At 64.3% G+C, this 26,479-nt stretch carries 28 protein-coding genes; 18 read left to right on the top strand and 10 right to left on the bottom strand.

The window, feature by feature from the left end; all coding sequences use genetic code 11:
* Both UNPF46_RS02695 and UNPF46_RS02690 read left to right on the top strand, forming a co-directional pair.
* Entirely contained in the window at positions 1-600 is a 600-nt protein-coding gene (locus UNPF46_RS02695) for a bifunctional transcriptional activator/DNA repair enzyme AdaA (protein ID WP_100178390.1), read from the top strand.
* Positions 600-1,067, top strand: a complete 468-nt coding sequence (locus UNPF46_RS02690) for a PaaI family thioesterase (protein WP_502705479.1) — start codon at positions 600-602, stop codon at positions 1,065-1,067. The genes UNPF46_RS02695 and UNPF46_RS02690 overlap by 1 nt, the downstream gene beginning before the upstream one ends.
* A gap of 39 nt (positions 1,068-1,106) precedes the next feature.
* On the opposite strand, the gene UNPF46_RS02685 is transcribed toward UNPF46_RS02690, so the two are convergent.
* Complete coding sequence (locus tag UNPF46_RS02685) at positions 1,107-2,330, bottom strand: polyhydroxyalkanoate depolymerase (RefSeq protein ID WP_100178391.1); 1,224 nt, start codon at positions 2,328-2,330, stop codon at positions 1,107-1,109.
* Positions 2,331-2,501: 171 nt separating this feature from the next.
* Between UNPF46_RS02685 and UNPF46_RS02680 the strand changes: the two genes are divergently transcribed.
* Positions 2,502-3,158, top strand: coding sequence for a glutathione S-transferase family protein (locus tag UNPF46_RS02680; RefSeq protein WP_100178392.1), 657 nt, complete (start codon positions 2,502-2,504; stop codon positions 3,156-3,158).
* A gap of 282 nt (positions 3,159-3,440) precedes the next feature.
* Here the strand turns inward: UNPF46_RS02680 and UNPF46_RS02675 are convergent, their stop codons facing one another.
* Positions 3,441-3,665, bottom strand: a complete 225-nt coding sequence (locus tag UNPF46_RS02675) for a hypothetical protein (RefSeq protein WP_028138161.1) — start codon at positions 3,663-3,665, stop codon at positions 3,441-3,443.
* Positions 3,666-3,849: 184 nt separating this feature from the next.
* On the opposite strand from UNPF46_RS02675, the gene UNPF46_RS02670 reads away from it, so the two are divergent.
* Positions 3,850-4,203, top strand: a complete 354-nt coding sequence (locus tag UNPF46_RS02670; RefSeq protein ID WP_142248942.1) for a hypothetical protein — start codon at positions 3,850-3,852, stop codon at positions 4,201-4,203.
* 9 nt (positions 4,204-4,212) lie between these two features.
* On the opposite strand, the gene UNPF46_RS02665 is transcribed toward UNPF46_RS02670, so the two are convergent.
* Positions 4,213-5,316: a mandelate racemase/muconate lactonizing enzyme family protein gene (locus UNPF46_RS02665; protein ID WP_142248941.1), complete on the bottom strand. Its 1,104-nt coding sequence runs from the start codon at positions 5,314-5,316 to the stop codon at positions 4,213-4,215.
* A 169-nt stretch (positions 5,317-5,485) separates the two neighbouring features.
* Here UNPF46_RS02665 and UNPF46_RS02660 point away from each other — a divergent pair, with 169 nt between their 5' ends.
* The 7 genes from UNPF46_RS02660 (at position 5,486) to UNPF46_RS02625 (ending at position 10,911) form a co-directional block, all read left to right on the top strand.
* The gene (locus tag UNPF46_RS02660) at positions 5,486-6,319 is read left to right on the top strand and encodes an AraC family transcriptional regulator (protein WP_174719040.1); all 834 of its coding nucleotides are present in this window, start codon (positions 5,486-5,488) and stop codon (positions 6,317-6,319) included.
* A gap of 133 nt (positions 6,320-6,452) precedes the next feature.
* The gene (locus UNPF46_RS02655) at positions 6,453-7,379 is read left to right on the top strand and encodes an SMP-30/gluconolactonase/LRE family protein (RefSeq protein WP_142248940.1); all 927 of its coding nucleotides are present in this window, start codon (positions 6,453-6,455) and stop codon (positions 7,377-7,379) included.
* Between the two features lie 115 nt (positions 7,380-7,494).
* A complete protein-coding gene (locus UNPF46_RS02645) occupies positions 7,495-8,088 on the top strand; it encodes a GNAT family N-acetyltransferase (protein ID WP_100178396.1) in 594 nt (197 codons plus the stop codon).
* A gap of 16 nt (positions 8,089-8,104) precedes the next feature.
* Positions 8,105-9,751 (top strand): GMC family oxidoreductase, encoded by a 1,647-nt coding sequence (locus tag UNPF46_RS02640; RefSeq protein ID WP_142248939.1) that lies wholly within the window; start codon positions 8,105-8,107, stop codon positions 9,749-9,751.
* 112 nt (positions 9,752-9,863) lie between these two features.
* Positions 9,864-10,169, top strand: a complete 306-nt coding sequence (locus UNPF46_RS02635) for a hypothetical protein (protein WP_142248938.1) — start codon at positions 9,864-9,866, stop codon at positions 10,167-10,169.
* 44 nt (positions 10,170-10,213) lie between these two features.
* A complete protein-coding gene (locus UNPF46_RS02630; protein WP_142248937.1) occupies positions 10,214-10,507 on the top strand; it encodes a BrnA antitoxin family protein in 294 nt (97 codons plus the stop codon).
* Positions 10,507-10,911 carry a hypothetical protein gene (locus UNPF46_RS02625; protein ID WP_142248936.1) on the top strand — a complete coding sequence of 135 codons (405 nt, stop codon included), beginning with the start codon at positions 10,507-10,509 and terminating at the stop codon, positions 10,909-10,911. The genes UNPF46_RS02630 and UNPF46_RS02625 overlap by 1 nt, the downstream gene beginning before the upstream one ends.
* A 993-nt stretch (positions 10,912-11,904) precedes the next feature.
* Here the strand turns inward: UNPF46_RS02625 and UNPF46_RS02610 are convergent.
* On the bottom strand, positions 11,905-12,747 hold the full coding sequence (locus tag UNPF46_RS02610; protein ID WP_142248935.1) for an AAA family ATPase: 843 nt from the start codon (positions 12,745-12,747) through the stop codon (positions 11,905-11,907).
* Positions 12,748-12,843: 96 nt separating this feature from the next.
* Positions 12,844-13,089, bottom strand: coding sequence for a GlsB/YeaQ/YmgE family stress response membrane protein (locus UNPF46_RS02605; protein WP_142248934.1), 246 nt, complete (start codon positions 13,087-13,089; stop codon positions 12,844-12,846).
* A gap of 123 nt (positions 13,090-13,212) precedes the next feature.
* Here UNPF46_RS02605 and UNPF46_RS02600 point away from each other — a divergent pair, with 123 nt between their 5' ends.
* The 3 genes from UNPF46_RS02600 (at position 13,213) to sseA (ending at position 15,884) form a co-directional block, all read left to right on the top strand.
* Positions 13,213-14,388 (top strand): vWA domain-containing protein, encoded by a 1,176-nt coding sequence (locus tag UNPF46_RS02600; RefSeq protein WP_100178400.1) that lies wholly within the window; start codon positions 13,213-13,215, stop codon positions 14,386-14,388.
* 135 nt (positions 14,389-14,523) lie between these two features.
* Positions 14,524-14,937 carry a rhodanese-like domain-containing protein gene (locus UNPF46_RS02595; protein WP_100178401.1) on the top strand — a complete coding sequence of 138 codons (414 nt, stop codon included), beginning with the start codon at positions 14,524-14,526 and terminating at the stop codon, positions 14,935-14,937.
* Positions 14,938-15,032: 95 nt separating this feature from the next.
* Complete coding sequence (gene sseA, locus UNPF46_RS02590) at positions 15,033-15,884, top strand: 3-mercaptopyruvate sulfurtransferase (RefSeq protein ID WP_142248933.1); 852 nt, start codon at positions 15,033-15,035, stop codon at positions 15,882-15,884.
* Positions 15,885-15,937: 53 nt separating this feature from the next.
* Here the strand turns inward: sseA and UNPF46_RS02585 are convergent, their stop codons facing one another.
* Positions 15,938-16,717, bottom strand: a complete 780-nt coding sequence (locus UNPF46_RS02585; RefSeq protein ID WP_142248932.1) for a hypothetical protein — start codon at positions 16,715-16,717, stop codon at positions 15,938-15,940.
* 368 nt (positions 16,718-17,085) lie between these two features.
* Here UNPF46_RS02585 and UNPF46_RS02580 point away from each other — a divergent pair, with 368 nt between their 5' ends.
* Complete coding sequence (locus tag UNPF46_RS02580) at positions 17,086-18,294, top strand: L,D-transpeptidase (protein ID WP_181769736.1); 1,209 nt, start codon at positions 17,086-17,088, stop codon at positions 18,292-18,294.
* A 56-nt stretch (positions 18,295-18,350) separates the two neighbouring features.
* On the opposite strand, the gene UNPF46_RS02575 is transcribed toward UNPF46_RS02580, so the two are convergent.
* Both UNPF46_RS02575 and UNPF46_RS02570 read right to left on the bottom strand, forming a co-directional pair.
* Positions 18,351-19,313, bottom strand: coding sequence for a D-2-hydroxyacid dehydrogenase family protein (locus UNPF46_RS02575; protein ID WP_142248930.1), 963 nt, complete (start codon positions 19,311-19,313; stop codon positions 18,351-18,353).
* 131 nt (positions 19,314-19,444) lie between these two features.
* A complete protein-coding gene (locus UNPF46_RS02570; RefSeq protein WP_100178406.1) occupies positions 19,445-19,660 on the bottom strand; it encodes a hypothetical protein in 216 nt (71 codons plus the stop codon).
* Positions 19,661-19,892: 232 nt separating this feature from the next.
* Here UNPF46_RS02570 and ettA point away from each other — a divergent pair, with 232 nt between their 5' ends.
* The 3 genes from ettA to UNPF46_RS02555 all read left to right on the top strand — a co-directional run bounded on the left by ettA (position 19,893) and on the right by UNPF46_RS02555 (position 25,478).
* Positions 19,893-21,542, top strand: coding sequence for an energy-dependent translational throttle protein EttA (gene ettA / locus UNPF46_RS02565; protein ID WP_100178407.1), 1,650 nt, complete (start codon positions 19,893-19,895; stop codon positions 21,540-21,542).
* A gap of 210 nt (positions 21,543-21,752) precedes the next feature.
* Complete coding sequence (locus UNPF46_RS02560) at positions 21,753-24,179, top strand: pentapeptide repeat-containing protein (RefSeq protein WP_142248929.1); 2,427 nt, start codon at positions 21,753-21,755, stop codon at positions 24,177-24,179.
* A gap of 69 nt (positions 24,180-24,248) precedes the next feature.
* Entirely contained in the window at positions 24,249-25,478 is a 1,230-nt protein-coding gene (locus UNPF46_RS02555; protein WP_181769735.1) for a lytic murein transglycosylase, read from the top strand.
* Between the two features lie 80 nt (positions 25,479-25,558).
* On the opposite strand, the gene UNPF46_RS02550 is transcribed toward UNPF46_RS02555, so the two are convergent.
* On the bottom strand, positions 25,559-25,840 hold the full coding sequence (locus UNPF46_RS02550) for a hypothetical protein (protein WP_063201912.1): 282 nt from the start codon (positions 25,838-25,840) through the stop codon (positions 25,559-25,561).
* Between the two features lie 239 nt (positions 25,841-26,079).
* The gene (locus UNPF46_RS02545; RefSeq protein WP_100178411.1) at positions 26,080-26,403 is read right to left on the bottom strand and encodes a hypothetical protein; all 324 of its coding nucleotides are present in this window, start codon (positions 26,401-26,403) and stop codon (positions 26,080-26,082) included.
* Positions 26,404-26,479: the final 76 nt, after the last annotated feature.

Genomic DNA, 26,479 nt, shown 5'->3' with positions numbered 1-26,479 from the left:
ATGCTCGATTTTGCCGCCCAGTACGAGGCCTTCAAACGCCGCGACCCGGCTTGGGACGGAATCGTTTTCGTCGCGGTCAAGACCACCGGCGTCTATTGCCGTCCAGTGTGCCGGGTGCGAACGCCGTTGCCGCGCAACGTTTCATTCCATCGAAGCGCCGCATCTGCAGAGCGCGCCGGCTTCAGGCCGTGCCTGCGATGTCGACCGGAAACGGCTCCGTTCTGTCCGGCTTGGAGGGGTACCAGGACGACGGTCGAGCGTGCGCTGGCGCTGATCGAACAGGGAGCGCTCGACCGAGACACGGTCGATCGGCTTGCGCAGCGCCTTGGTGTGGGAGGGCGTCACCTTTCGCGCCTCTTTGCCGAACATCTTGATGCCTCTCCGTTGCAGGTTGCGCTGTCGCTGCGCGTTCGCCGAGCGAAGCGGCTGCTCGACAATACCGACCTTTCGATCCGGTTGGTCGCCGAGCGCGCTGGCTTTTCGAGCCCCAGGCGACTCAATGCTGCGTTTGCGCGGCTCTATGGCCGGCCGCCGTCGGCGCTGCGAAAGAGAATGTCGCCAAATGCCGAGGCTGAACGAACGAAGGGGAGAATGTGGTGATCGACAAGAATTATGGGACGGTGAGCGCGGAGCAGCAAAGACAATTGAGTGGTTTGGAGTTCGTCCGCGGACTGGCGACAGGCGAGCTTCCTCTCAATACGATTGCCCGGACACTCGGTTACGATGTGGCTCACGCGGAGAGCGGTCGTGTCGTCGTCTCGATGCAGCCGACTGACGCTCACCTCAATCCGGCGGGCACCGTGCACGGTGGATTGACGGCGACGCTGCTGGATAGTTGCATGGGGCTGGCGGTTCAGACGATGCTCGACAAGGGCATCTCGCAGACGACGCTGGAGTTCAAGATCTCGCTGCTGCGACCGATCACCCCGCAGACCGGCCTGATCACGGCGGAAGGGAAGGTACTGAACTGCGGCCGCCGTATCGGCACTGCCGAAGGACGGGTCGTCGATGCCCATGGACGTCTGCTCGCGCATGGCACAACGACGTGCCTCATCTTTCCAAACTGATAGCGTCGTTCGATCGCCCTGACGAACGGCGCAAATGCCTCACGAATTCACGTGCACGAAATCCCGCAGCAGCGGATAGATCTCGTTGTTCCAGCGTCGGCCCGAGAACACGCCGTAATGGCCGACGCCGGCCTGCATGTGGTGGACGCGGCGATAGGCGCGCACGCCCGTGCAGAGGTCCTGCGCGGCGAGCGTCTGGCCGATCGAGCAGATGTCGTCCTTCTCTCCCTCGACCGTCATCAGCCCCATCCGGCTGACGGCTTTTGTGTTCACGGGACGGCCGCGATGCATCAACTTGCCCTGCGGCAGCAGATGCTCCTGGAACACGTCGCGCACGGTCTCTATGTAGAACTCTGCGGGTAAGTCCATCACGGCGAAATATTCGTCGTAGAAGGTCTTGATGGTCGCGGCCTTTTCCTTCTCGCCCTTGGCGATGTGGTTGGCGAGGTCCATGTGCTGCTTGATGTGGCGCTCGAGATTCATCGAGACGAAGGCGGTGAGCTGCACGAAGCCGGGATAGACTTTTCGCAACGCGCCGCGGCATTGCACCGGCACGTAGTTGATCAGGTTCTGCTCGAACCATTCGATCGGCTTGCTCTTGGCGAAGTCGTTGACCCTGGTCGGCTGGATGCGGGTGTCGATGGGGCCTGCCATCAGCGTCAGCGTCGCCGGGCGCGAGGGATGGTTGTCCTCGCACATGATCGCGGCGGCCGCGAGCGCCGACACCGACGGCTGGCAGATCGCGACCATGTGCGGGCGTGGGCCGAGCTGGCCCAGGAAGTCGATGAGATGCTCGGTGTAGTCGTCGAGCCCGAAACGGCCCTCGCTGCGCGGGATGTCGCGCGGATTGTGCCAGTCGGTGATGTAGACGTCGTGGTCCTGGAGCAGCGTCTGCACGGTGCCGCGCAACAGCGTCGCGAAATGGCCGGACATCGGCGCCACCAGCAGCATGCGCGGCTGCTCGCCCACGCCCTCTTTCCTGAAGTGCAGCAGCGAGCCGAACGGCGTCGCGTAGGCGATCTCCTCGGTGACGGCGACTTCGCGATTGCCCACCCTGACGCTGTCGATGCCGTAGGCGGGACGGTGGTAGGTCAGGGTGGAGCGCGAGATCAGCTCCAGCGCCGCCGACAGCCGGCCGACCACCTGATCCGACATGCCCTGCGGCACCAGATTGAGGAATTTGAGTGCGGACGAAGCCCCGGCGCGCCACGGCGCGGTCAGGTCCATGTGGTTCTGAAAGGCCTGATAATACATCGACATCATGCTGAAACGCCTACCTCTCTCATGTCGTGATGCAATATCGAAGCCAGACCGGAGCCGGACCGCCCGGAAAATTGGCACGTCGCTTGCTGCTCTCTGGGCGGGAAGCACAGGACACCGGCTGGCCCGCGCGGCGGCGCGGCGCCCGCGATCAGGCGTTAAGGGAAGAGCCACATGGCAAAGGCGACACTGACCATCAGCAGCAAGAATTATTCGTCCTGGTCGCTGCGTGGCTGGCTGCTGGCGAAATTCTCCGGGCTCGATTTCGAGGAAATCGTCACCGCGCCGGACGATCCGTCGGCGCGCGCGGAAATCCTGCTGCTGTCGTCGTCGATCCTGGTGCCGTGCCTGCGGCACGAGGGCGCAGTGGTCTGGGATACGCTGGCGATTGCCGAATATCTCAACGAGGTGATGCCGGCCGCCGGCCTGTTGCCTGATGACCGCGTGCAGCGCGCCCATTGCCGCGCGATCTCGGGCGAAATCCATTCCGGCTTCACCACGCTGCGGGCCTCGCTGCCGGTGAATCTGAAAGGGCATTTTCCCGGCTTCAAGATCTGGTCGCGTGCGCAGGCCGACATCGACCGCGTCTGGTCGATCTGGCGTGACTGCCTTGAGAGGTCGGGCGGCCCGTTCCTGTTCGGGGGGAGGCGCACCATGGCGGACGCGATGTACGCGCCCGTGGTGACCCGCTTCGTCACCTATGACGTCAAGCTGGAGCCGCGGCTGAAGGCCTATGCCGACACCATCATGGCGATGCCCGAAATGGCCGAATGGATCGCGGCCGCGCGGGAGGAGCCGGCCGAGATCGAGGAGCTCGAGGTCGAATATTAGGCAGTCCTGACGCGGCCTTGCCTGTTTCGGGGGCGGGACCGATCGCGGCGGTCTGGGCGAGCTATGCCCTTGTCCGGATTAACCTTTGGCGCCCGTTTCGGGTCGCTGCCGTTCGCCCCGCCGCACAGATGTTGTACGCATCTGCACGGCCGCACCGACATCTAGCCGTGAACAGGTGCGTACACGGTCGTTCGGCTGATTCGGACGTGATTCGTTCGGGCCGCGTTCCGAAGGTTAAGGCGGAGCGCGGCGCCGTTGCATTTTGGAACAGCCATGGAGGCTTCAGGCGGCCCCGCGCTGCTTCACGCGCGGCAGGCGCCAGCCGATGACGGTCGCTTCGACCGCAATGCCCGCCTCATGGTTCTGCCAGCGTCCCTCGACATAGCGGCAGGCGAACGGCAGTTGGTACGTCCCGCTGTGGTCCTCGCACAGCACCTCGAGCGCCAGGCCCGGCGGTGGTTCTCCGGCGCCGTCGAATTCCGCCAATCGTCTATCGCGCGTTGCCATTCCAAAAATCTCCCCTAATCAAAGCCGCGGAAAGAGCGCCCACTTCTTCCGCGTGCGGATCATCGTTCCCCGTCCGAGGGAACGGATGCAAGCTCAACGCGAGAATGCGGTACCAGTGTGGTAGCCTCTGGCGGCTGCGCGCAAACAGCGCACATTGCCGTGATCGAATGGACGAGGAACCTGCATGCTGCTTCGAAACGCCGGGCTTTGTTTCGCGATATTGCTGCTCGCAACGCTGGCGGATGCGCCGGTGCACGCGCAGGACGTGCCCGGCATCGAGATCTGCACGGTCGAGAAGACCATGGAGCGGCGCACCAGCTGCCTGCAGAGCAATATCGACTTCCTGCAGAAGACGATCACCAAGCTCACGCTCGACCATCAGCAGAAGCTGGACGCAGCCAACCGTCAGATCGACGCGCTGAAGGTGACGCTCGCAGGCTTGCAGAAGACGATCGGCGATCTCCAGACGGCGCAAGCGAAGCAGGCGGACGATCTGAAAAAGAAGCAGGACGCGCCGCCCAAGGACGCCGCGAAATAGAGGCGGCCATCACGCCACGCGATAGTGCTCCATCACGCCCCGGTCCGGCTCATGGCCGAGCCCCGGTCCTGTCGGCACCGCGACATGGCCGGTGGCATCGCTATCCGCGCGGCCGCCCCAGAGGCAGGCCTCGCGCTTCAGATAGAACATCTCGACCAGCCCGTCCTCGCGCGTTGCGAGCAGGTGCAACGTTGCCAGCAGGCCCGGCCCGAAATACGGGGAGTGTGGGACGACCTTGACGCCGAGCCGATCTGCCAGCGCCGCGATCTTCAGAAATTCCGTGATGCCGCCGACCTTGGTCACCGACGGTTGGGCGTGGCTCACCGCGCCCGCTTCCATCATCTGGCGGAATTGATATTCCGTGCAGGCATTCTCGCCCGCGGCGATGCCGAGCCCGCCCTTGCTGCGGACCTCGGCGAGCGCGGCAAAGTCTTCCGGCGGCCAGACCGGCTCCTCCAGAAACATCGGTCGCGCGTCGCGGCATGACGCAGCGAACGCGATCGCCTGCTCGGCCGTGAGCGGGCAGTTCATGTCGACCATCAGCGGAATGCCTGGCCCGATCGCCGCGCGCGCGGCCAGCACCGCAGGCGTCGTGGTCTCGTGCAGCTTGATCGCACCATAGCCGAGCGCGAGCGCCTTCCTGCATTCGGCCGCGATGTCGTCGGGTGCGCCGATCCGCAACAGGCTCGCATAGGCCGGAATGGCGGTGCGCCTGGTTTCGCCGAGCAGGCGATGCAGCGGCACGCCCTGCACCTTCGCCGCCAAGTCCCACAGCGCGATGTCGAGCCCCGAGATCGCGAACATGGTGATGCCGTAGCGGCCGAACAGGTGCAGGTTGCGCTGGATCTGCTCCATCGCGGCGGGGATGCCGGCGGCATCGGGCACCTTCATTCCGCGGGCCTGCGGCGCGATCATCTCCTCCACCGCGCTGCGCGTGGTGCGCGGGCAGACGTAGGCGAAGGCATCGCCCCAGCCGGTCAGTCCGGCATCGGTCAAGACCTCGATGAGCACCATGTCGAGGGCGGTGATTGCGGACGCGCCCTGGCGAAAGCTCGCAACGCCGGCGTCATAGGGGATGCGGATATGGTGCGCTCGCACATCGGTGATTTCCATGACGCGGGTTCCTCTTTCTCGTGAGCGGTTCTGGAGAGTGTAGCTGCGAATGCCAGGGCGTTGCCAGTGGCCATTCCCGGACTATCCTTGTGCGCGGACAGCAATGCGGATCAAGCGAAGCCGGTGGCGGCAGCCCATCATCTCCGCGCTTCGAACGAGAGTAGTCACCATGAACCCAGCGCAGCGCGCGCTCTGGTACATCGAGAGCCATCTGGCCGAGCCGATGGCGCTCGACGAGATCGCCTCGATCTCGGGCGTGTCACGGTTCCACATCGTGCGCGCGTTTGCCGCGGCCACCGGCTTGCCGGTGATGCGCTACGTGCGCGCGCGGCGGCTGACGGAGGCTGCGCGTCTTCTTGCGAAAGGCGCGCCTGATATCCTCAGCGTCGCGCTGGAGGCCGATTACGGCTCGCACGAGGCTTTCACCCGCGCGTTCCGCGACCAGTTCGGCGCCACGCCCGAAGCGGTGAGGGCGGCAATGTGCGTCAACCAGCTCAAGCTTCAGGAGCCGATCCTCATGGACTCCACCATGCTCGACCATCTCGCCCCGCCGCGTTTTGAAACCATGAAGGCCTTCCTGGTCGCCGGTCCTGCCGAGCGCATCTCCTGCGACAACGGCGCCGTCATTCCCGGCCTCTGGCACCGCTTCCATCAGGAGGTCGCCGACATTCCCGCGAGGGTCGGACAGGTCGCCTACGGCGTCTGCTGCAACGGCGACGATGCCGGCAATTTCGACTACATCGCCGGCGTCGAGGTCGCCGATTTCTCGGATCTGCCGCGACGCTTCGCCCGCATCCGCATCCCCGAGCAGCGCTATGCGGTGTTCACGCACACCGACCACGTCGCCTCGATCCGCCGCACCGTCAACACGATCTGGAATCGATGGCTGCCCGGCTCGGGTTTGCAGGCCGCGGACGCACCGAATTTCGAGCGCTACGACGTGACGTTCGATCCCGCAACCGGCAATGGCGGCTTTCAGATCTGGGTGCCGGTGAAGGAGTAAGCGCAACGCTGGCATACCATCCCGCTTGCTTGGCAAGCCGAGGCGACTTTGCCATAACCTCGGGCAAATCTTGCGTGTGGGGCCGAGCCGGACATCCCGTGCAAGTCAGAACAAGCAGCCGGGAGGGTCTCACATGTCTGATGTCCGCGTTCTCGCCACCGACCTCGAATTTCCCGAAGGGCCGGTCGTGATGCCGGACGGCTCGGTGGTGCTGGTGGAAATCCGCGGTCAGCGCCTGACGCGCGTCTATCCCGATGGCCGCAAGGAGATCGTGGCGAAGATTCCGGGCGGCCCGAACGGCGCCGCGCTCGGACCCGACGGCAAGATCTACGTCTGCAACAATGGCGGCTTCTCCTGGATCCCGACCCGCAACATGATCATGCCGGGTCCGCAGCCCGACGATTATCTCGGTGGCTCGATCCAGCGCGTCGATTTGCAGTCGGGCAAGGTCGAGACCGTCGTGACGAAATGCGGCGAGCACGATCTGCGCGGACCGAATGATCTGGTGTTCGACAAGCAGGGCGGGCTCTGGTTCTCCGATCTCGGCAAGCGCCGTGCGCGCGAGATGGATGTCGGCGGCATGTACTACCTCAAGCCCGGCATGACCGAGCTCGTCGAGATCGTGCACGGCATCCTGCCGGCCAACGGCATCGGCCTGTCGCCGGATGAAAATACCGTCTACATCGCGGAGACGCCGACCGGCCGGCTCTGGGCCTACGAGCTCTCGGCGCCGGGCACCTTGAAGCCGCGCGACGTGATCTATCGCGGTGAGCGGGGCAAGCCGATCTGCGGCCTCGGCGGCTACCAGATGTTCGACTCGCTCGCGGTGGAAGCCGGCGGCAATGTCTGCGTCGCCACCCTCGTCTCCGGCTGCATCTCGGTGATCGCGCCCGACGGCACGCTGGTCGAGCAGGTCCCGACCGGCGACCGCGTCACCACCAACATCGCCTTCGGCGGCCCCGAGCTGAAGACCGCCTATATCACGCTGTCCGGCAAGGGCGAGCTCGTCGCCATGGACTGGCCGCGCGGCGGTTTGCCGTTGAACTTTTTGAACAAGTGACGATTGCGCTTGCGCTATCGTCATTCCGGGGCGATGCGAAGCATCGAACCCGGAATCTCGAGATTCCGGGTCTGGTCCTTCGGACCATCCCGGAATGACGTAGGAGAGACCTCAAATGCCCTGGCCTGATCCCATCACCCTGCGTGGACAGCACGCCCGTCTCGAGCCGCTGTCGAAGGAGCACCGCGAGGGGCTGGTGGAGGCCGTGAAGGACGGCGATCTCTACACCATCTGGTACACCGCGATCCCGACGCCGGACAACGTCGCCAAGGAGATCGACCGCCGCTTGGGGTTGCAGGCCGCAGGCTCGATGCTGCCCTTCACCGTGTTCGATGCGAGCGGCAAGATCGTCGGACAGACCACCTACATGAACATCGACGCCGCCAACCGCCGCGTCGAGATCGGCTCGACCTGGTATGCGAAGAGCGCGCAGCGCGGCCCGCTCAACACCCAGTGCAAGTTGCTGCTGCTCGGCCACGCCTTCGAGACCTTGAACTGCATCGCGGTCGAATTCCGCACGCATTTCTTCAACCACCAGAGCCGCCGCGCCATCGAGCGCCTCGGCGCCAAGCAGGACGGCATCCTGCGCAGTCACCAGATCGCGCCGAACGGCACGCTGCGCGACACCGTCGTCTACAGCATCACCGCCGCCGAATGGCCGACGGTGAAGGCGCATCTCAACTATCAACTCAACGAAAAGCCGCGCTGAAGGCGGCCGGGACACCATGGATAGATTTGACTATGTGATCATCGGCGCAGGCTCCGCCGGTTGCGTGCTCACCAGCCGGCTGAGCGAAGATCCGAACACCAGCGTTTGTGTGCTGGAAGCGGGTCCTTCCGACTGGCATCCCTACATCCATCTGCCGGCGGGCTTCATCAAGACCTTCCACATGAAGAGCATCAACTGGGCCTACCAGCAGGAGCCGGGGCCCTGGACCGGCGGGCGCAGCATCTACGCGCCGCGCGGCAAGACGCTCGGTGGCTCGTCCTCGATCAACGGGCACATCTACAATCGCGGCCAGCGCATGGATTTCGACACCTGGGCGCAGATGGGCAATCGCGGCTGGGGCTATGCCGACGTGCTGCCCTATTTCAAGCGGCTGGAGAAGCGGGTCGGCGAGGGCGACAACACGTTCCGCGGCCGCGACGGCAATCTCACCGTCACCACGATGGACTGGCGCGATCCGCTCTGCGAAGCGTTCATGGAAGGCGCGGTCTCGCTCGGCATTCCCCGCAACCCCGATTACAACGGCGCCATACAGGAGGGCGTCTCCTACTGCCAGCGCACCATCGACAAGGGCTTGCGCGTCTCCGGCTCGACCGCGTTCCTCAAGCCCGCGATGAAGCGGCCGAACGTGCATGTGCACACCCATGCGCACGCGACCGAGATCATCTTCGAGGGCAAGCGCGCCGTCGGCGTGCGCTATACCAAGGGCGGCCGCGGTGGCACGCCGGTGGAGGTGCGCGCCAACAAGGAGGTCATCCTGTCCGGCGGCACCTATAATTCGCCGCAGCTGCTGCAGCTCTCCGGCGTCGGCTCGCCCGAGCTGCTGCAGCAGCACGGCATCGCGGTGCGTCATGCGCTCCCCGTCGGCGAAGGCCTGCAGGACCATTACGCCCCGCGCACGGTGGCGCGCGTCAAGGACATCAAGACCATCAACGAACTTCGCCGCGGCGTCTCGCTGTGGATCGAGGCGCTGAAATGGGCCACCGCGCGCCGCGGCCTGCTCTCGCTGTCGCCGACCATGGTCTATTGCTTCTGGCATTCCGGTGAGAGCGCCGACTCCTCCGACCTCCAGCTCACCTTCACGCCCGCGTCCTACAAGGAAGGCGTGCAGGGCCAGCTCGAGGACGAGCCCGGCATGACGGTGGCGTCCTGGCAGCAGCGCCCTGAGAGCCGCGGCTATGTCCGCATCCGCTCCTCTGATCCGTTCGCGCCGCCGGTCATCCAGACCAATTATCTCGACGCCGAGCTCGATCGCCGCGTCATCGTCGGCGGCATGAAGCTTGCGCGGCGCCTGCTGAAGAGCGCACCGCTGTCGCCTTATTACGCCTACGAGGATTTCCCCGGCCCCAACATCAACACCGACGACGAGTTTTTGGCCGCCGCCACCGAACGCGGCACCACCACCTTCCACCCCGGCTGCACCTGCCGCATGGGCCCGGCGGATTCGAACTGGGCCGTCGTCGACGACCAGCTCCGCGTCCACGGCCTCGAAGGCCTCCGCGTCATCGACGCCTCGGTCATGCCGCGCATGATCTCGGCCAACCTCAACGCCTCCACCATGATGATCGCCGACCGCGCCTCGGACCTGATCCGCGGCAAGACACCGATGGAAGCCGCACGCATTCCGGACGCCGCGGTGGCGTGAGGTCCTTCGCCTCTCCCCGCTTGCGGGGAGAGGCCGGATCGCATCGACAGATGCGATCCGGGTGAGGGGGACTCTCCGCGAGTCAGATGTTGCATGTTAAAGGGACCAGCCGATGACTATAGCCGCGATCATCGAACAGCTGGAAGTCGAGTGGAATACGAACGGCTTCTTCGATCGTGTCCGCAATGGCGATTACGATGCCACGCGAGCACAAGCGGTCCTCGCCGCCCTGCGCGCGATCAGCATTGGCGATGAAGAGATGGTGCCGAAGCGTCTGCTATCCTTGCTTTGGTATCTGCCTTCCTTCCTGGACTGGCAGGCCGAACGGATGGTAGAGCAAGGCGGAGATCGGGCTGCCTATCAACGCTTCGTAACTGACGTGCATAATACTTTGGAACAAGTTCTCGGCGTGCCGTGAGCGATTTTTGTCGTTTGCACAGCACATCCTAACCAGGAAACGCTATGCCGAACGCTAAGAAGAAGTCGGGCTACACAAGGAAGGATTTGCGCGCGGTAAGCGATAATCCGGAGCTGACCAAGGCCGATTTCGCCAAGGCGCGGCCCTTCGCCGAAGTCTTCCCCGATCTCAGCGCATCCATCCGCAAGGGCCGGGGTCCGAACAAGGCGCCGACCAAGAAGCTCGTCTCCCTGCGCCTCAGCCCGGAAGTGGTCGAGCATTTCAAGTCGACCGGGCCGGGCTGGCAATCGCGGATCGACGAGACCTTGCGCAAGGCGGTCAAGCGGAAGGTGTCGTGATGGAGGTTAAGAACGAGAAGAACAGACTGTCGGATGCTTTGAAGCAGAATGCGCAGAAATGGGCCGCAGTCGCACTGTCTGTTGCTGATGATCCTCAGGTTGTTTTCGCGGGCAACACCGGTGGTGCGAGCGCCACAGCTGGCGAGTTGTTGCGGACATACCAGATCAGGCAACGACTCTGCGAGGAAAAAGGTATCGAGACCTATGGAATGGCCGAGTTAATCGACTCCTTGTCCGACTGCGGCGAGCGCGACCCGATCCAAGTGTACCCGTTCCTCGGACCGAGCAGCAGCGTTGCCGCTTTCCGGGATGCAGCAGGAAACTTGTTAGGTTGCATCACGGTGCTTGGACGAGATCCGGAGAGTGGGCGACGAAATCTCGATTTTGCGAATGGGAGAATGTAGGCGGAGGGGCTGGTTTCATTTCGCAGCCCGTCGGGCAAAACACCCCGCACCCCGTCAACCCCTCCGCGCAAAAATATTCCACTTTACCGAAATTCGGAATTACGGCATAACCCGAAACAGCCCGGCCTGACGAAGAGGGGCGGTTCGCGAGTCGTTCGAAACGCGGGCCGGGTTGCGGTGGACGCGGCAGCGTCGTGCGCGAGAGGCGCGGGCAGGGCGGGTAGTCCCTGTGAGCCCGAGGCTTCGTGCGGACGAGCGGCGTTGTTCAGTTCGTCTCGCCACATTCTTCCGGCAACGTCGACAAGCCCGGGAGATAATGTGGTGACCAGCGAACGCGCGTACGGCAAAACCGTGTGGTCCTGACCGTCGTTGCCACGGTCAAGTCTAGCGAAGGTGCGAGCGAGCCCAACCGGGCAGACTGCATCATCCAATTCGCGGGGCGAGGGAGGCCAAAGGAAAGTTCGGCTCCCGGGAGATCACGGCATAAGCCGTCCGACCATCGCGCAGGGAAGGCCGAGTGTTCGGCGACACCTGTATGCTGCTGTGCGGTCTTTTTCGCGTGTGCTTTTCGCGCGGCAGACCGCGGGTGCCAGTCGGCACCCGGCCTTCCCTGCGCCCTCTGACTGAAGAGGGAGCGAGAGATGAAGCAAAGCTCGGGTGAGATGCGCCGCGAGGCTGCGAAGGCGTGTCTGGGATTAGGGTGTGTGCTGAAGAGCCGCGGCCGTTGCCGCTTGCTCCGTCATTGCGAGGAGCCCTTGCGATGAAGCAATCCAGCCTGCCGCCGCGGAGGGATTCTGGATTGCTTCGCTGCGCTCGCAATGACGTGGAGAGGGGCGCGCACGAACTCCGCTCTCGTGCCCCGGACGCAGCGCAGCGCCCTTGCGGTGCGCTGCAGAGCCGGGGCCCATGCGTCAGAGCAATCCGAGCTGCGCTCTGGGTCCCGGCTCTGCGCCGCAGCGTTGCACGCTGCAGCGCGTCCGGGACACGATAGACTCAAACCTCCCTTCGGCTCAAAAACGCCAGCCGCTCGAACAGATGCACGTCCTGCTCGTTCTTCAAGAGCGCGCCGTGCAGCGGCGGGATCAGCTTGCGCGGGTCACGCTCGCGCAATTGCTCGACGCTCATGTCCTCGTTGAGCAGCAGCTTGAGCCAGTCCAGCAGCTCCGACGTCGACGGCTTCTTCTTCAGCCCGGGCACCTCGCGCACCTCGAAGAAGATGCGCAGCGCCTCTTCCACAAGGCGCTTCTTGATGCCGGGGAAGTGGACGTCGACGATGCGGCCCATCGTGTCGGCGTCGGGGAACTTGATGTAGTGGAAGAAGCAGCGGCGCAGGAACGCGTCCGGCAGCTCCTTCTCGTTGTTGGAGGTGATCATCATGATCGGCCGCTGCTTGGCCTTGATCGTCTCGCCGGTCTCGTAGACATGGAATTCCATGCGGTCGAGCTCGAGCAAGAGGTCATTCGGGAATTCGATGTCGGCCTTGTCGATCTCGTCGATCAGGAGCACCGGGCGCTGCTCGGCCGTGAAGGCCTCCCACAGCTTGCCGCGCTTGATGTAGTTCTTGATGTCGGTGACCCTGCTGTCGCCGAGCTGGCTGTCGCGCAGGCGCGACACCGCGTCGTATTCGTAGAGGCCCTGCTGCGCCTTGGTGGTGGACTTGATGTGCCAGGTCAGGAGCGGCGCGTTCAGCGCTTTGGCCACTTCCTCGGCCAGCACCGTCTTGCCGGTGCCGGGCTCGCCCTTGATGAGGAGCGGGCGCTCGAGCACGATCGAGGCATTGACGGCGACCTTGAGATCGTCGGTCGCAACATAGTCCTTGGTGCCGGTAAATTTCATCGCGTGTCCTTGGGTCATCGTCGGCGAGAGGCGTTAAGTCCCGTCGCGACAAGCGAACGGCCGCTCGCGGCGGCCGTTCCTGGTTCGGTCAGGCTTTCAGACCCGTTTTATCAGCGAAAGGATGACCAGCACAATCACCGCGCCGATCGTGGCGTCCACGATGGCGCCGAACGTGCCCGTTGCGAGCCCGATGTGAAGCTGCGGCAGAACCCAGCTCGCCACCAGCGCGCCGATGATGCCGACAACGATGTTGCCGATCAGACCAAATCCCGCCCCGTGGACAATCTTGCCCGCGAGCCAGCCTGCGATCGCGCCGATGATGAGTGCTGCGACAATTCCCATTGCAAACGTCCCCAAAACAACCCCGTGAGGACCCCAATTCTAGAGCAAAAAGCCTCCCGGTCCAGCGCCCAAGGTCGATCTCCGCCCCTTGACGTTCGTCCCCCGACGGGCAATCTGTCAGCCATGTTCCTGCAATTCTTCACCTCTCTGCGCGACGCGCAGGTCCCTGTGACGCTGCGCGAATACCTCACGCTGATGGAGGCGCTCGACGCTGATCTGTCGGACTATTCGGTCGAGAATTTCTACTATCTGTCCCGCACCTCGCTGGTGAAGGACGAGCGCAACCTCGACAAGTTCGACCGCGTTTTCGGCACTGTCTTCAAGGGGCTGGAAAACCTGCTCGACGCCATGGAGAAGGCGGAGATTCCCGAGGAGTGGCTGAAGAAGCTCGCCGAGAAATATCTCAGCGAGGAAGAGAAGAAGCAGATCGAGGCCATGGGCTGGGACAAGCTCATGGAGACCCTGAAGAAGCGCCTCGAGGAGCAGAAGGGCCGCCACCAGGGTGGCTCGAAATGGATCGGCACGGCCGGCACCTCGCCGTTCGGCGCGCACGGCTACAATCCCGAAGGCGTCCGCATCGGTCAGGAGAAGAACCGCAACAACCGCGCCGTGAAGGTGTGGGACAAGCGCGAATTCAAGGATCTCGACGGCAATGTCGAGCTCGGCATCCGTAACATCAAGGTGGCGCTGCGCCGCCTGCGCAAGTTCGCCCGCACCGGCGCGCCCGACGAGCTCGATCTCGACACCACCATTCGCGAAACCGCCAATCACGGCTATCTCGACGTGCACATGCGCCCTGAGCGACGCAATGCGGTGAAGCTGCTGGTGTTTTTCGACATCGGCGGCTCCATGGACGCGCATATCGAGCAGGTCGAGGAGCTGTTCTCGGCGGCGAAGAGCGAGTTCAAGCACATGGAGTATTTCTACTTCCACAACTGCCTCTATGAAGGCGTGTGGAAGCAGAACAAGCGCCGCTTCACCGACCGCACCCCGACCTGGGACGTGCTGCACAAATATCCGCACGACTACAAGATCGTGTTCGTCGGCGACGCCTCGATGTCGCCTTACGAGATCATGGTGCCCGGCGGTTCGGTCGAGCACGTCAACGAGGAGCCCGGCTCGGTCTGGCTCGACCGCATCATCCGCACCTATCCGCATGCGGTGTGGCTGAATCCGGTCGCTCAGAAGCACTGGGACTATTCGGAATCGACCACCATCATCAAACGCATCTTCGCCAATCGCATGTACCCGATCACGATCGAGGGTCTGGAAGGCGCGATGAAGGAATTGACGCACTAGCGCCATCCACCGTCATTCCGGACGGCCGCGAAGCGGCCGATCCGGAATCTCGAGATGGGAATATGACGATCGAGATTCCGGGTTCGGTCCTGCGGACCGCCCCGGAATGACGAGGAAGACAAGAGGGAAGACCCAATGCCCCAGACCATCACCCGCGGCATCAAGGCGCTGATCGACGAGGCCAATGCCGAGATCGAGACGCTCACCGCCAAGGACGCCATCGAGATCTCCAAGAACGGCGACGTCGTCATCGTCGACATCCGCGATCCCCGCGAGATCGAGCGCGACGGCCGCATCCCCGGCGCGTTCGCCTGCACCCGCGGCATGCTGGAATTCTGGATCGATCCGCAGAGCCCGTATGCGAAGCCGATCTTCCAGGAGGACAAGAAGTTCGTGTTCCACTGCGCCGGCGGCCTGCGCTCCGCGCTCGCCGCCAAGACCGCGCAGGACATGGGATTGAGGCCCGTCGCCCACATCGCCGGCGGCTACGCCGCCTGGCGCGATGCCGGCGGGCCGGTGGAGAAGTGGGAGCCGAAGAAGAAGGGTTAACCTGTCACACGCGGGCTTGACCCGCGTGTCCATCATTTCAAGAAGGATGGATGGCCGGGTCAAGCCCGGCCATGACGACTGGAGAGTAAAGAAGCATGGCCACCGACCCTCTCGTTTCCACCGAATGGCTCGCCGCCCACATCAATGACGCCAACGTCAAGGTGCTCGACGCCAGCTTCAAGCTGCCCGGCGTTCTGCCGCTGCCGAAGGACGATTATCTCGCCGCGCATCTGCCGGGCGCCGCGTTCTTCGACGTCGACGCGGTGTCGGACCATTCCAACCCGCTGCCGCATATGTATCCGAGCGCCGAGCAGTTCGGCCGTGACATCGGCGGTCTCGGCATCTCCAACGCCGACACCGTCGTGCTCTACGATTCCGGCGGTTGGGTTGCCGCGCCGCGCGCGTGGTGGATGTTCCTGGCCTTCGGCCACGGCAACGTGCGCATCCTCAACGGCGGCTTGAAGAAGTGGCGCGCCGAGGGGCGCGCCGTGGAGAGCGGCGAGGTGAAGCCGAAGGGGGCGACCTTCAAAGCCAGCTTCGACGCGAAGCGCGTGCGCAGCATGCAGCAGCTCGTCGCCAATGTCGAAAGCAGGAAAGAGCAGGTGATCGACGCCCGCGCCGCCGACCGCTTCGAGGGCCGCGCGCCCGAGCCGCGGGCGGGCATCCGCTCCGGCCACATCCCCGGCGCCCGCAACGTGCCCTACAATCTCCTGTTCGACGCTGCGACCGGCGAGATGAAGCCGCTCGACGATCTCCGCGCCGCCTTCACCAATGCCGGCGTCAAGCTGGATGCGCCGATCGTGACGAGCTGCGGTTCGGGCGTGTCGGCCGGCGTGCTGACGCTCGCACTGTATCGCTTAGGCGTCACCGACACCGCGCTCTATGACGGCTCGTGGTCGGAATGGGGCCAGGAAAAAGGCCCGGCCATCGCGACCGGGCCGGCGTGACGCCACGATAAGGGTGCGCTCCCTCGCCCCGCTTGCGGGGAGAGGCAAAATGGTCACCGCGTCCGCGTGGTCGTCGTCGCAAATGTCTGCTGCTGCCCGAACGGATCGAGCTGCTGCTGCAATTGCTGCGGCGGCGGACGCCGCACCACGCGGTGCCGCTTCTTGGCCTTCGCCTTGCGCTTGGTTGCCTTGTCGTCGGGCTTGCTCTCGGATTTGCCATCGACCTTGGCCTTCGCCGGCGCATCCTTCACGGCCGTCGTCGCCGGCTCGTTCAGAGCGGCCAGCCTGGTCGCGGCGACATCGAGCGCCGAGGCGGCGAGGGCCTGATCAGCCGGCGCCGGCTCGGCGGCGGCTGCGACAGCGGCGGGCTTCAAGTCGGGCTTGGTCTCCGGAATCGAGGCCGTGGTGTCGGCTGAAGTGAGCGTGTCGGCGGGCGCCGGCGCGATGGCCTCCGTCGCCGCCTCGACCTTGGCCGGTTCGGCGGCCACGGCGTCGGTCGCGGGTGCCGCGACCTGCGGCTGAATCGTCTCGGTCGTCAGCGCGGCGAGCTGCTCGGGCTCGGTCGCCGGCAATCCGATGGTCGGGACCTGGTCGCGCAGCGACGGTTCGGGCTCGGCGGTGGCTTCCGGCTCGGCGCGAAGGACCGCGAGCACCGGCGGGGCAGGCTCGGGAGCCTGCGCGAACATCTGCTCCTGCGGGCCGTTCCGCCAGGAGGGGTTGCTGACATACTGCTCATGGCTCGCCCGCAGCAGCGCGGCGGCGCCGAGGCCGAACACCAGGATGGAGGTTGACAGCAGGATCGCGGCAAACAGGAAGCGAAAGCCGGGAAGCATCGAGGGATTGCGAATTTCCGCCCCGGCGGCGTGGGGTGCCAGGGCCCATGAGCCATCTGAACGCGGTGACGGTACTGTTGCCGCGTTCGCCACGCGGAGATTGAAGCTCAAAGCTGCGGCGAATCAGGCTGATTCGAACATACCGCAACGATTCCGCCCCGTTCCCTTAAATTCGGGGCCGATGTGCCGGGCAATTCACGGTGCCGTGCGATTTCCGCCCCGTGATGCAACGGGGCAACGGTAGTCTTGCGGATCACAAATCGGCAAATCCGGCGCAAATAAGCCTGATATGTCTTGAATGTGCCGCTATCTTCGGCCATCTGGCCGTTAACGGTCCTGACGGGCCCGGGGACTATACAAGAGCGATGATGATCAAACATTTTCTGACGATATGCGCTGCCGCAACAGTCGCTGCGGCGGGAACCTCGCTCGCACAGGCCCAGAGCTATCCGGTCCAGCAGGCGCCGAGCTATGGCGCGCCGGCCGAATATCGCCCCGGCGACCGCACGCCGAATTTCGACGCGCTGGAGGATGACGACGACGCGATGCCGCAGGCCTCGCTGCCGCCGCCCGGCCCGGCCGACGATCCGCGCTATGGCCGCCCCGTCGGCGCGCCCCCGGTTTACTCGGCTGCCCCGCCCCAGGGCCCGGTGATGTCGCCGGATGACCCGCGTTATGGCCGCCCCGCAGGCGCTCCGCCGGTCTATTCGGCCGCGCCGCCGCAAGGGCCGGTGATGTCGCCCGACGATCCTCGCTACGGCCGTCCCGCCGGCCCACCGCCGGTGATCTATGCCAATCGTCCGGGCCAGCAGGGGCAGGCCCCCGCCGGTGACGGCATGCGTCCCCCGGAGGCTGTCGGTGGTCCCGCCGCGACCGGTGCGGTCCAGGCCGGCCAGCCGCCCGTCGGCGCCGATGGCCGTCCGATGACGATCGCCTCGCTTCCGCCCGAGGAGCAGCCCGATGCCGCTCCGGCGCAATTGCCGCCGAACCTGCGCCGTCAGGAAGTCTCGTTCCAGACCAAGGAGCCCGCCGGCACCCTCGTGGTCGATACGCCCAACACCTATCTCTATTACGTGCTCGGTGGCGGCCGTGCGATCCGCTACGGCGTCCGCGTCGGCCGCGACGGCTTTACCTGGACCGGCGTGCAGAAGATCACCCGCAAGGCCGAGTGGCCGGATTGGCATCCGCCGACCGAGATGATCGAGCGCCAGCCCTATCTGCCGCGCTTCATGGCCGGCGGTCCCGGCAATCCGCTCGGCGCCCGCGCGATGTATCTCGGTTCGACCGTGTACCGCATCCACGGCACCAACCAGCCCTCGACCATCGGCAAGTTCGTCTCGTCCGGCTGCATCGGCATGCTGAACGAGGACGTCTCCGACCTGTTCGATCGCGTCAAGGTCGGCACCCGCGTGGTCGTGATGCCCGGTGGCCCGCCGCCGGGAACTGCGACCGCCTCCGCGGCGCCCGCGCCCGGTCCTGCCGCAGGTCCGGCTCCGATGGCCGCCCAGGCTGGCCCGGTTCCGGGCACGCAGCCGACCGTGGTGCCGCCGCTGCCCGCACCGGTCACCGTGCGCTAAGCGCTTCGAACCAGATCAAATTGCGAAGGGCGTGCCGTCGGCACGCCCTTTTCGTATCAGGCCAGCTTGCGCGGCAGCTCGCCGCCTTTGGTGAAGGCATCGATCGCCTCGACCATCTGGCTGTAATGGATGCGAAGGCCGTCCCTGGTGGCGTAGCCGAGATGCGGCGTCAGCACGAGATTGTCGAGCTTGCGGAAGGGATGGTCGACCGGCAGCGGCTCGACCGCGAACACGTCGATGCCGGCGCCCGCGATTCTGCGCTGCCGCAAGGCCTCCAGCAGCGCCTGCTCGTCCACGATCGGCCCACGCGCGGTGTTGACGAGGAACGCCGTCGGCTTCATCCGCGCCAGATCGGCAGCGCCAACCAGCCCGCGCGAGCGCTCGCTCAGCACCACATGGATGGTGACGATGTCGGCCTTGGCGAACAACTCCTCCTTGGTGGCGTAGCCGACGCCGGCAGCCTGGCACTTCTCCGGGGTGAGGTTCGGGCTCCAGGCGATCACGTTCATGCCGAACGCTTTCGCGATCCCGGCCATCCTGCTGCCGAGCTTGCCGAGCCCGAGGATGCCGAGCGTGAGCCCTTCGATCTCGACGCCGGCAAAGGTCTGCCAGGGCTCGCCGGCATGCATCCGCGCGTTCTCGCGGCCGATGCCGCGGGTCAGCTCCAGGATCAGGCCCATGGTCAGGGGCGCGGTGGGATCGCGCGAATATTGCGTACCGCCGATGACGATACCGCGCGCCTTGGCGGCGTCCATGTCGATGGCGGCATTGCGCATGCCGGAGGTCAAGAGCAGCTTCAGCTTCGGCAAGCTCTCGAACAGGCTCTTCGGGAATGCCGTGCGTTCGCGCATCGCGCAGATGATCTCGAAGTCGGCCAGCGCGCTGGCCGCGGCCTGCTCCGAGGCAAAGGGATGGCTGAACACGCTGACGTCGACGCGGTCGGACAGTTTCTGCCAATCGGCGACGTCGAGCGCGAGGTCGAAATAGTCGTCGAGAATTGCACAGCGCAGCCGGCTCATCAGCATTCATCCATGGCGAGAGGTAAGGGCGCCAGGCGAGCGCCATCGTCGGAACCTGAGCCATGGTTGCGCGCAATCGCGCCAGCGCGCAAGCAGCTCGCGTCTTCAAAAATCCGATAGCCGGGAAGGGCTCAGAGATCGCGGGGCTTCAGCCGGATCGGCGCATCCATGCCGTGCTTGGCGCGCCAGGCGGGGCCGGGGCCGCGCATATAGTGCAGCTCGGGCCGGTAGGGATTGAAGGCGGTGGCGAAGAAGCCCTTCCAGAAGCCCTTGATCTCCGAGAGGAGCGCGGAGGTGCCGCCGGCTTCTGCCGGAACAGGATGGGAATGGGTCTCGATCAGAGCCATGACGCTGTCTCGCTGTGCTCCCGCTTGTTCTGAGCGGGCGGCGCTGTTGCCGCGCGAGACCGAGCATTCGGCCTGATTGATTAAAAGATGGTTTCAATTGTCCGGATCTGGCCCGGATGGTGTCCGTTCCGTATTCATCCGTGGTGAACGGACGGAAAACATTGCCCTTTGGGGGCGGGATCGCTACATCGGCGGCAGCAAATCTCCTCAAATTGAAGGTGTCACGGGACCCATGGCGCGCCAGTTCATCTATTTCATGCAGGGCCTGACCAAGAGCTACCCGACCCGGAAGGTGCTCGATAACATCCATCTGTCGTTCTACCCGGACGCCAAGATCGGCGTGCTCGGCGTCAACGGCTCGGGCAAGTCGACCCTGCTCAAGATCATGGCGGGCCTCGACAAGGAGTATTCGGGCGAGGCCTGGGTCGCCGAGGGCGCCCGCGTCGGCTATCTCGAGCAGGAGCCCCAGCTCGACCCCAAGCTCTCGGTGCGCGAGAACGTCATGCAGGGCGTCGCCAAGCAGAAGGCGATCCTCGACCGCTACAACGAGCTCGCCGTCAATTATTCGGAGGAGACGGCCGACGAGATGACCAAGCTGCAGGACGAGATCGAGGCCCAGGGCCTCTGGGATCTCGACAGCAAGGTCGACCAGGCCATGGACGCGCTGCGCTGTCCCCCCGACGATGCCGACGTGACCAAACTCTCGGGCGGCGAGCGCCGTCGCGTCGCGCTCTGCAAGTTGCTGCTCGACCAGCCCGACCTGCTGCTGCTGGACGAGCCGACCAACCATCTCGACGCCGAATCCGTGTCGTGGCTGGAAGGGCATCTGCGCAACTATCCCGGCGCGATCCTGATCGTCACCCACGACCGCTACTTCCTCGACAACGTCACGAGCTGGATCCTCGAGCTCGACCGCGGCAAGGGCATTCCGTACGAGGGCAACTACTCCTCCTGGCTGGTGCAGAAGCAGAAGCGCCTGGAGCAGGAGGGGCGCGAGGACGCCGCGCACCAGAAGACGCTCGCCCGCGAGCAGGAATGGGTCGCCTCCTCGCCGAAAGCCCGTCAGGCCAAGTCCAAGGCGCGCTATCAGCGCTATGAGGAGCTGCTCAAGCAGGCGAGCGAGAAGCAAAGCCAGACCGCGCAGATCATCATTCCGGTCGCCGAGCGGCTCGGCGCCAACGTGGTCGATTTCGATGGGCTCAGCAAAGGCTTCGGCGATCGTCTCCTGATCGACAATCTCACCTTCAAGCTGCCGCCGGGCGGCATCGTCGGCGTGATCGGCCCCAACGGCGCCGGCAAGACCACGCTGTTCAGGATGATCACGGGCCAGGAGAAGCCGGACAAGGGCACCATCACCGTCGGCGAGACCGTGCATCTCGGCTATGTCGACCAGTCGCGCGATGCGCTCGACGGCAAGAAGACCGTGTGGGAGGAGATCTCCGGCGGCAACGAGCTGATCCTGCTCGGCAAGAAGGAAGTGAACTCGCGCGGCTATTGCTCGTCGTTCAACTTCAAGGGCGCGGACCAGCAGAAGAAGGTCGGCGCGCTCTCGGGCGGTGAACGCAACCGCGTGCATCTGGCCAAGATGCTGAAGTCCGGCGCCAACGTGCTGCTGCTCGACGAACCGACCAACGACCTCGACGTCGACACGCTGCGCGCGCTCGAAGAGGCGCTGGAGGATTTTGCCGGCTGCGCCGTCATCATCAGCCATGATCGCTGGTTCCTCGACCGCATCGCGACCCACATCCTGGCCTTCGAGGGCGACAGCCATGTCGAATGGTTCGAAGGCAACTTCCAGGACTACGAGAAGGACAAGATGCGCCGGCTCGGCCAGGACAGCATCATTCCGCATCGCGTGAAGTACAAGAAGCTGACGCGGTGATGGCGGCATGATGCGGCGGGCGCCCGCGATTGTCGCGGGCGCTACTTCGCGTTGATGCCGTCGAATTTTCCTTCGACGTCAGCCGACGTTTCCGGTAGCCGGATACGACTGTCGGGCGGGAGGCGGTCGTCAGGGCACTTGGAGTTTGGACCGCCGTTGCACGCGGAGGTTGATTGTGGCTGAATACCTGCTGCCCGGAGGGTTAGGCAGGTGTCGACGCACGACGATTCAGGCAGCCGGGACCGCGATAAGAACGCTGTACCGGCCCGCGCAGAGCCGGAAGCAGCCGCAGACGCCGCTGCCAAGACTGAGTCCGCCAAGACTGAATCCGCCAAGACTGAGCCCGCCGAGAAGCCGGAGCCGGGCAAGAAGCCGGAAGCCGACAAATCGCTGTTGTCGATCGTGAACTCCGCCGCACAGCGGATACAAGCGCTCTGGATCAGCTTCATTTCGTTCGGCGCATATCTGACTATCACGGTGCTCGGTACGACTCATCTGAAGCTCTTCCTTGCGGAGCCCGTGAAGCTACCGGTGTTCGCCATCGATCTCCCGCTCACGAACTTCTACTTCGTCGCGCCGACCTTCTTCCTGATATTTCATTTCTATCTTCTGACGCAGCTTATCCTGCTCGCGCGTACCATCGGCACGCTCGAGAGTGAATTCAGCGACTGGTCCGATGACGAGCAGGATGCCGTGCGCATGCAGCTCGACAATTCGATATTCGTTCAGATGATTGCGGGCGCGAGACCGGAACGGAAAGGCGGAAACGCGTGGTTCATCCGCCTGACGGCTTGGCTGACCGTGATCTGGTTGCCGCTGTTGCTGCTGCTGCTGTTTGAGCTGCAGTTCCTGCCCTATCATCTCGAATGGTTGACCAACTATCACCGAATACTGCTGTCGGTCGATTTGATCCTGCTGTGGACGCTATGGCCTCTCTACCGCTGGGGGCAAGGATTGTGGGCGCCTCATCTTTACGTCGATGGTTCGGTCAAGCTGCCTCGGCGTTGCCTGATGTTCGGCATGAGAGCTCTGCCTGGGCTTTCTCTGCTGGCGATCGCTTGGCTGGTCGCGGTCTTTCCGGGCGAAGGCTTGTACGGGAACTGGTTCACGCGCTTGCCGTCTACCGTGGTCCAGCTCGCAGGCAAGACGTCCGGTGTCGGTCAGTGGCTTTTGTCGTGGCGGACCAATGCTGAGCGGATCAGAGGAGCCCGACTGCAAAAGCCAATCGCGACGTTTTCCTTCACTGAACTGCTCCTCGAGCCGAGCGTGGACTACGTCGCTGGCGAACACCGGGGATTTTTTTCCAATACGATCTCGTTGCCGGACAAGAAGTTTGTCGATGACAAGATCATCAGAGAACTCGACGAAGTCGAGAAGGACAACAAGCCGGGGGAGTTCCGGACGCTGCCTTCGCTGTCATTCAGAGGAAGGAATTTCGAGCAGGCCATTCTGTCGCGCACCGATCTGCGGCGGAGCGATTTTACGGGAGCCGTTCTGAATGGAGCAAACTTCGAAGGTGCCTCGCTGCAGCGGAGCCGGTTTGGATGTGCTGACCGTGGCCCGGGTGCGAAGCCTCAGGCCAAGAACTCTAATTCCAAAAACGCCAAATCTCCAGCTACGGGCGACGCTAACGATTCAGACGATGATTCAAGCGAAGAAGACAGTTTAAGCTGTGCCCAATTGAATTTGGCGCGTCTCGACGGAGCCCATCTTCAATCGATCGACTTTGCAGGTGCTGAACTGCGGGGCGCATCAATATTGCGGGCAGAGCTGGATGGGGCGGTGTTCGATCGCGTCAAGGCACAGGGTGCAAGCTTCTTTACGAGCAGGGCGGCGTCGGTTTCATTTATCAAGGCCAAGCTGCAGGGCGCTTCTTTAAGCAGAGTGAGCCGGCTGGACTTAACGAATTTTTCCTATGCGGAGCTTCAAGGAGCAAGTCTTTTTGGAATAACGGCGCGCGGTGCGAATTTCAAGGGAGCAAATCTCCAGGGCGCCAGTTTCGCGGGCGCAAACCTACAGGCCGCGGTGTTCTCCAACGCAGACCTGCAAGGCGCCGCATTTCGTCGTGCAAGCCTGCAAGGCGCGACGTTCGATGAGGCGGATCTCAGCCTCGTGACTTTTGAGTACGCCAAGCTTTGGCGGATCGGAGGAACTCCGGTCAAGACCGATTCTGCGAAATGGGACCACGTGGATTTTTCCGCGCGGCCGTTTGCCAAATTTGAAACCTGGCGATCCGACATTGTCGATCGCGCGGGTGGTGACGGCATTTGGGCCGAGAGCTTGTCTAATTTCGAAGCCCTTGATCCCAAGCAGCCGGATCCTCAAGGGTTCAACGGCTGGCGCGATCTGGCCACAAAAAGCCAAAGTACGCCGAGTGGTGAGCAGGATCGCAAAATTGCCGCGCGTGAAGCCGGACTGGCGAAGCTCTTCGAGGATTTGGCCTGCGGCGCAGACAATGCACCCTATGTCGCGCGACGACTTATTCTTGTCCGCCGTATTGCTGAAACAGGCGCTGGTAAGCAGTTGCTTGCGCAGAAGCTGCGCGGCGGCACTGCCGCAGGTTGCCCAGGTGGCGTCGGTCTGAATGATTTTCACTTGTCTCAGTTGTCGAGTCAGGTGCTGCCGCCGTCTCGATGATCAGCCTGCCGGACGTCACGGCGGCGGTCACCGGTTGCCGAGGTTTGTCCGGGCGTGCGATAAGCGCCCATGATTGGAAGCGTCCGATTTCTCTTGCTGACCTGCCTGATGCTGGCGGTGTGCCATCCCGCCCGCGCCGCAGACGCCGCCTTCACGCAATTCATCGCCTCGCTCTGGCCGGAAGCGCAAGAGGCTGGCGTCTCGCGCGCGACGTTCGAGCAACAGACGCGCGGCCTCGAGCCTGACTACAAGCTGCCCGATTTGATCCTGCCCGGACGGCCCGCGCTAGGTGCGCCTTCGCAGGCCGAGTTCGTGCAGGTGCCGGCGGATTACGTCAAGGAAGCCTCGATCGCGCGGCTGGCGGGCGAGGGACAGCGGCTGCTGCAGAAATATCGCGCCGCGCTGAGCGAGATCGAAACGAAGTCCGGCGTGCCGGCAACGGTGATGCTCGCGATCTGGGGCCGCGAGACCGATTACGGCCGCTACACGCTGCCTTACGATCTCGTCCGCGTGCTGGCGACGCAGGCCTATGTCGGGCGGCGCAAGGATCAATACCGCACCGAGTTCATCCTGGCGCTGAAGATCCTCGGCGAGGGCGTGGTGACGCGCAAGGACTTGCGCTCTTCCTGGGCGGGCGCGACGGGGCTCACGCAGTTCCTGCCGTCCGAGTATTACAAGCATGGCGTCGATTTCGATGGCGATGGCCGCATCGACATCTGGCACTCGGTGCCGGATGCACTGGCATCAGCCGCGCAGCAGCTCGTCAACAAGGGCTGGCAGAGCGGCGTGCGCTGGGCCTACGAGGTGCAGGCGCCGGCGAAAGTCGATTGCACCGTTGGCGTGCCCGAGGTGACGAAGCCGATCGGCCAGTGGCTGCGCGAAGGCTTTGTGCCGGTGCGTGGCCAGAAGCTCAGCGCCGCCGAGCAGGCGCAGCCGGCTTCGCTGCTGCAGCCGGAGGGCATCTACGGACCGTCGTTCCTGACGACGAAGAACTACTTCGTCATCAAGGAGTATAACTTCTCCGACCTCTACGTGCTGTTCGTCGGCCACCTCGCCGACCGCATGACGAGCGCGCTGCCGTTCGCAACGCCCTGGGCGGCCTCGAAGCAGCTGCGCACCAAGGATGTCGAGACCATGCAACGCGGGCTCACGCGCGTCGGGCTCTACAAGGACAAGATCGACGGCAAGGCCGGTATGCAGACGCGGGCGGCGCTCGGCGCTTACCAGAAGTCGGCCGGCCTCAAGGTCGATTGCTGGCCGAGCGAAGAGGTGCTGCGCTCGATCCAGGCGGCGCGCTAGCGCAGAGGCAAAAGAAAAAGCCCGGCCGAGGGTCTCGGCCGGGCTTCGATCGCGGCGCTTGCGTGCGCCATGCGATCAGATCAGTAGCAGACGCGAACCGGGCGAACGACCCAGCCATAGCCGTCCCAGTAACGCTGGCGCTGCCAGTAGCAGGGCGCGGGCGGCGGGGGCTCGGCAACGTAAACCGGGCCGCCATAGGCCGGACGGCTCGACGCGATCGCGCCGCCGACGATGGCGCCGCCGATCAGGCCGGCCGCGATGCCGGCGCCGACGCCGTCATGGGCCTTCGCGGACGGAGTAGCGGTCACCAGCGAACCGGCGACCGTCGCCACCGTGAGGGCGGCAACTAGAGTCTTCTTCATGCTCAGGGCTCTCCTGGGAGATGGGTTCCTCTTGTTAGAGGCGCCCGGGTTTCAAAGGTTCACGCACACGCTGATGGAATTGGCCGTGCAGCTAGGAAGCGCGCAATTGGTCAACCCACGGTAAACGCACACGGAGCTGTGACGAGAAAAAGCGGTCTTTTTCGGGCCCTAGGATGAACGGCGGGTCCGTAGTGAACCGGTCCAACTCAAACGGTCGCGTTGAACCGGTTCGAGGCGTCTCAGCCACAGACTCTGACGCGGCGGACGCGCCAGCCATAGCCGTCCCAGAAGCGCTGCTTCTGCCAGACGCAGCCGCCGCCGTAATAGTCGTCAGCGACATAGCCGGGAGCCGGCGCGTAGTAGCGCGGCGGGTAATAGCCGGGCTCGTAATAGCCCGGGCCAGGTCCGTAATAATACGGAGAGGCCAGCGCGCCGCCCACGATGGCGCCGCCGATGATTCCGGCCGCTACGCCTGCCGCGACGCCGCGCTGCGCATGAGCCGGCGTTCCGGCCGCAACGGCCAGGGCAGCGACGGCGGTGACCGTCAGGAGCAGTTTCTTCATTGGCTTGACCTTTCGTACAAACACGCGGGAACTCTTTGGGAACAGAGTTCCATACTTCGCTTGAATGATCAATGAA

It is taken from the genome of Bradyrhizobium sp. UNPF46 (assembly GCF_006658625.1).
GTDB lineage: Bacteria > Pseudomonadota > Alphaproteobacteria > Rhizobiales > Xanthobacteraceae > Bradyrhizobium > Bradyrhizobium nitroreducens.
The sequence above is the reverse complement of the archived record's forward strand: the minus strand, read 5'-3'. Positions and strand labels throughout refer to the sequence as shown.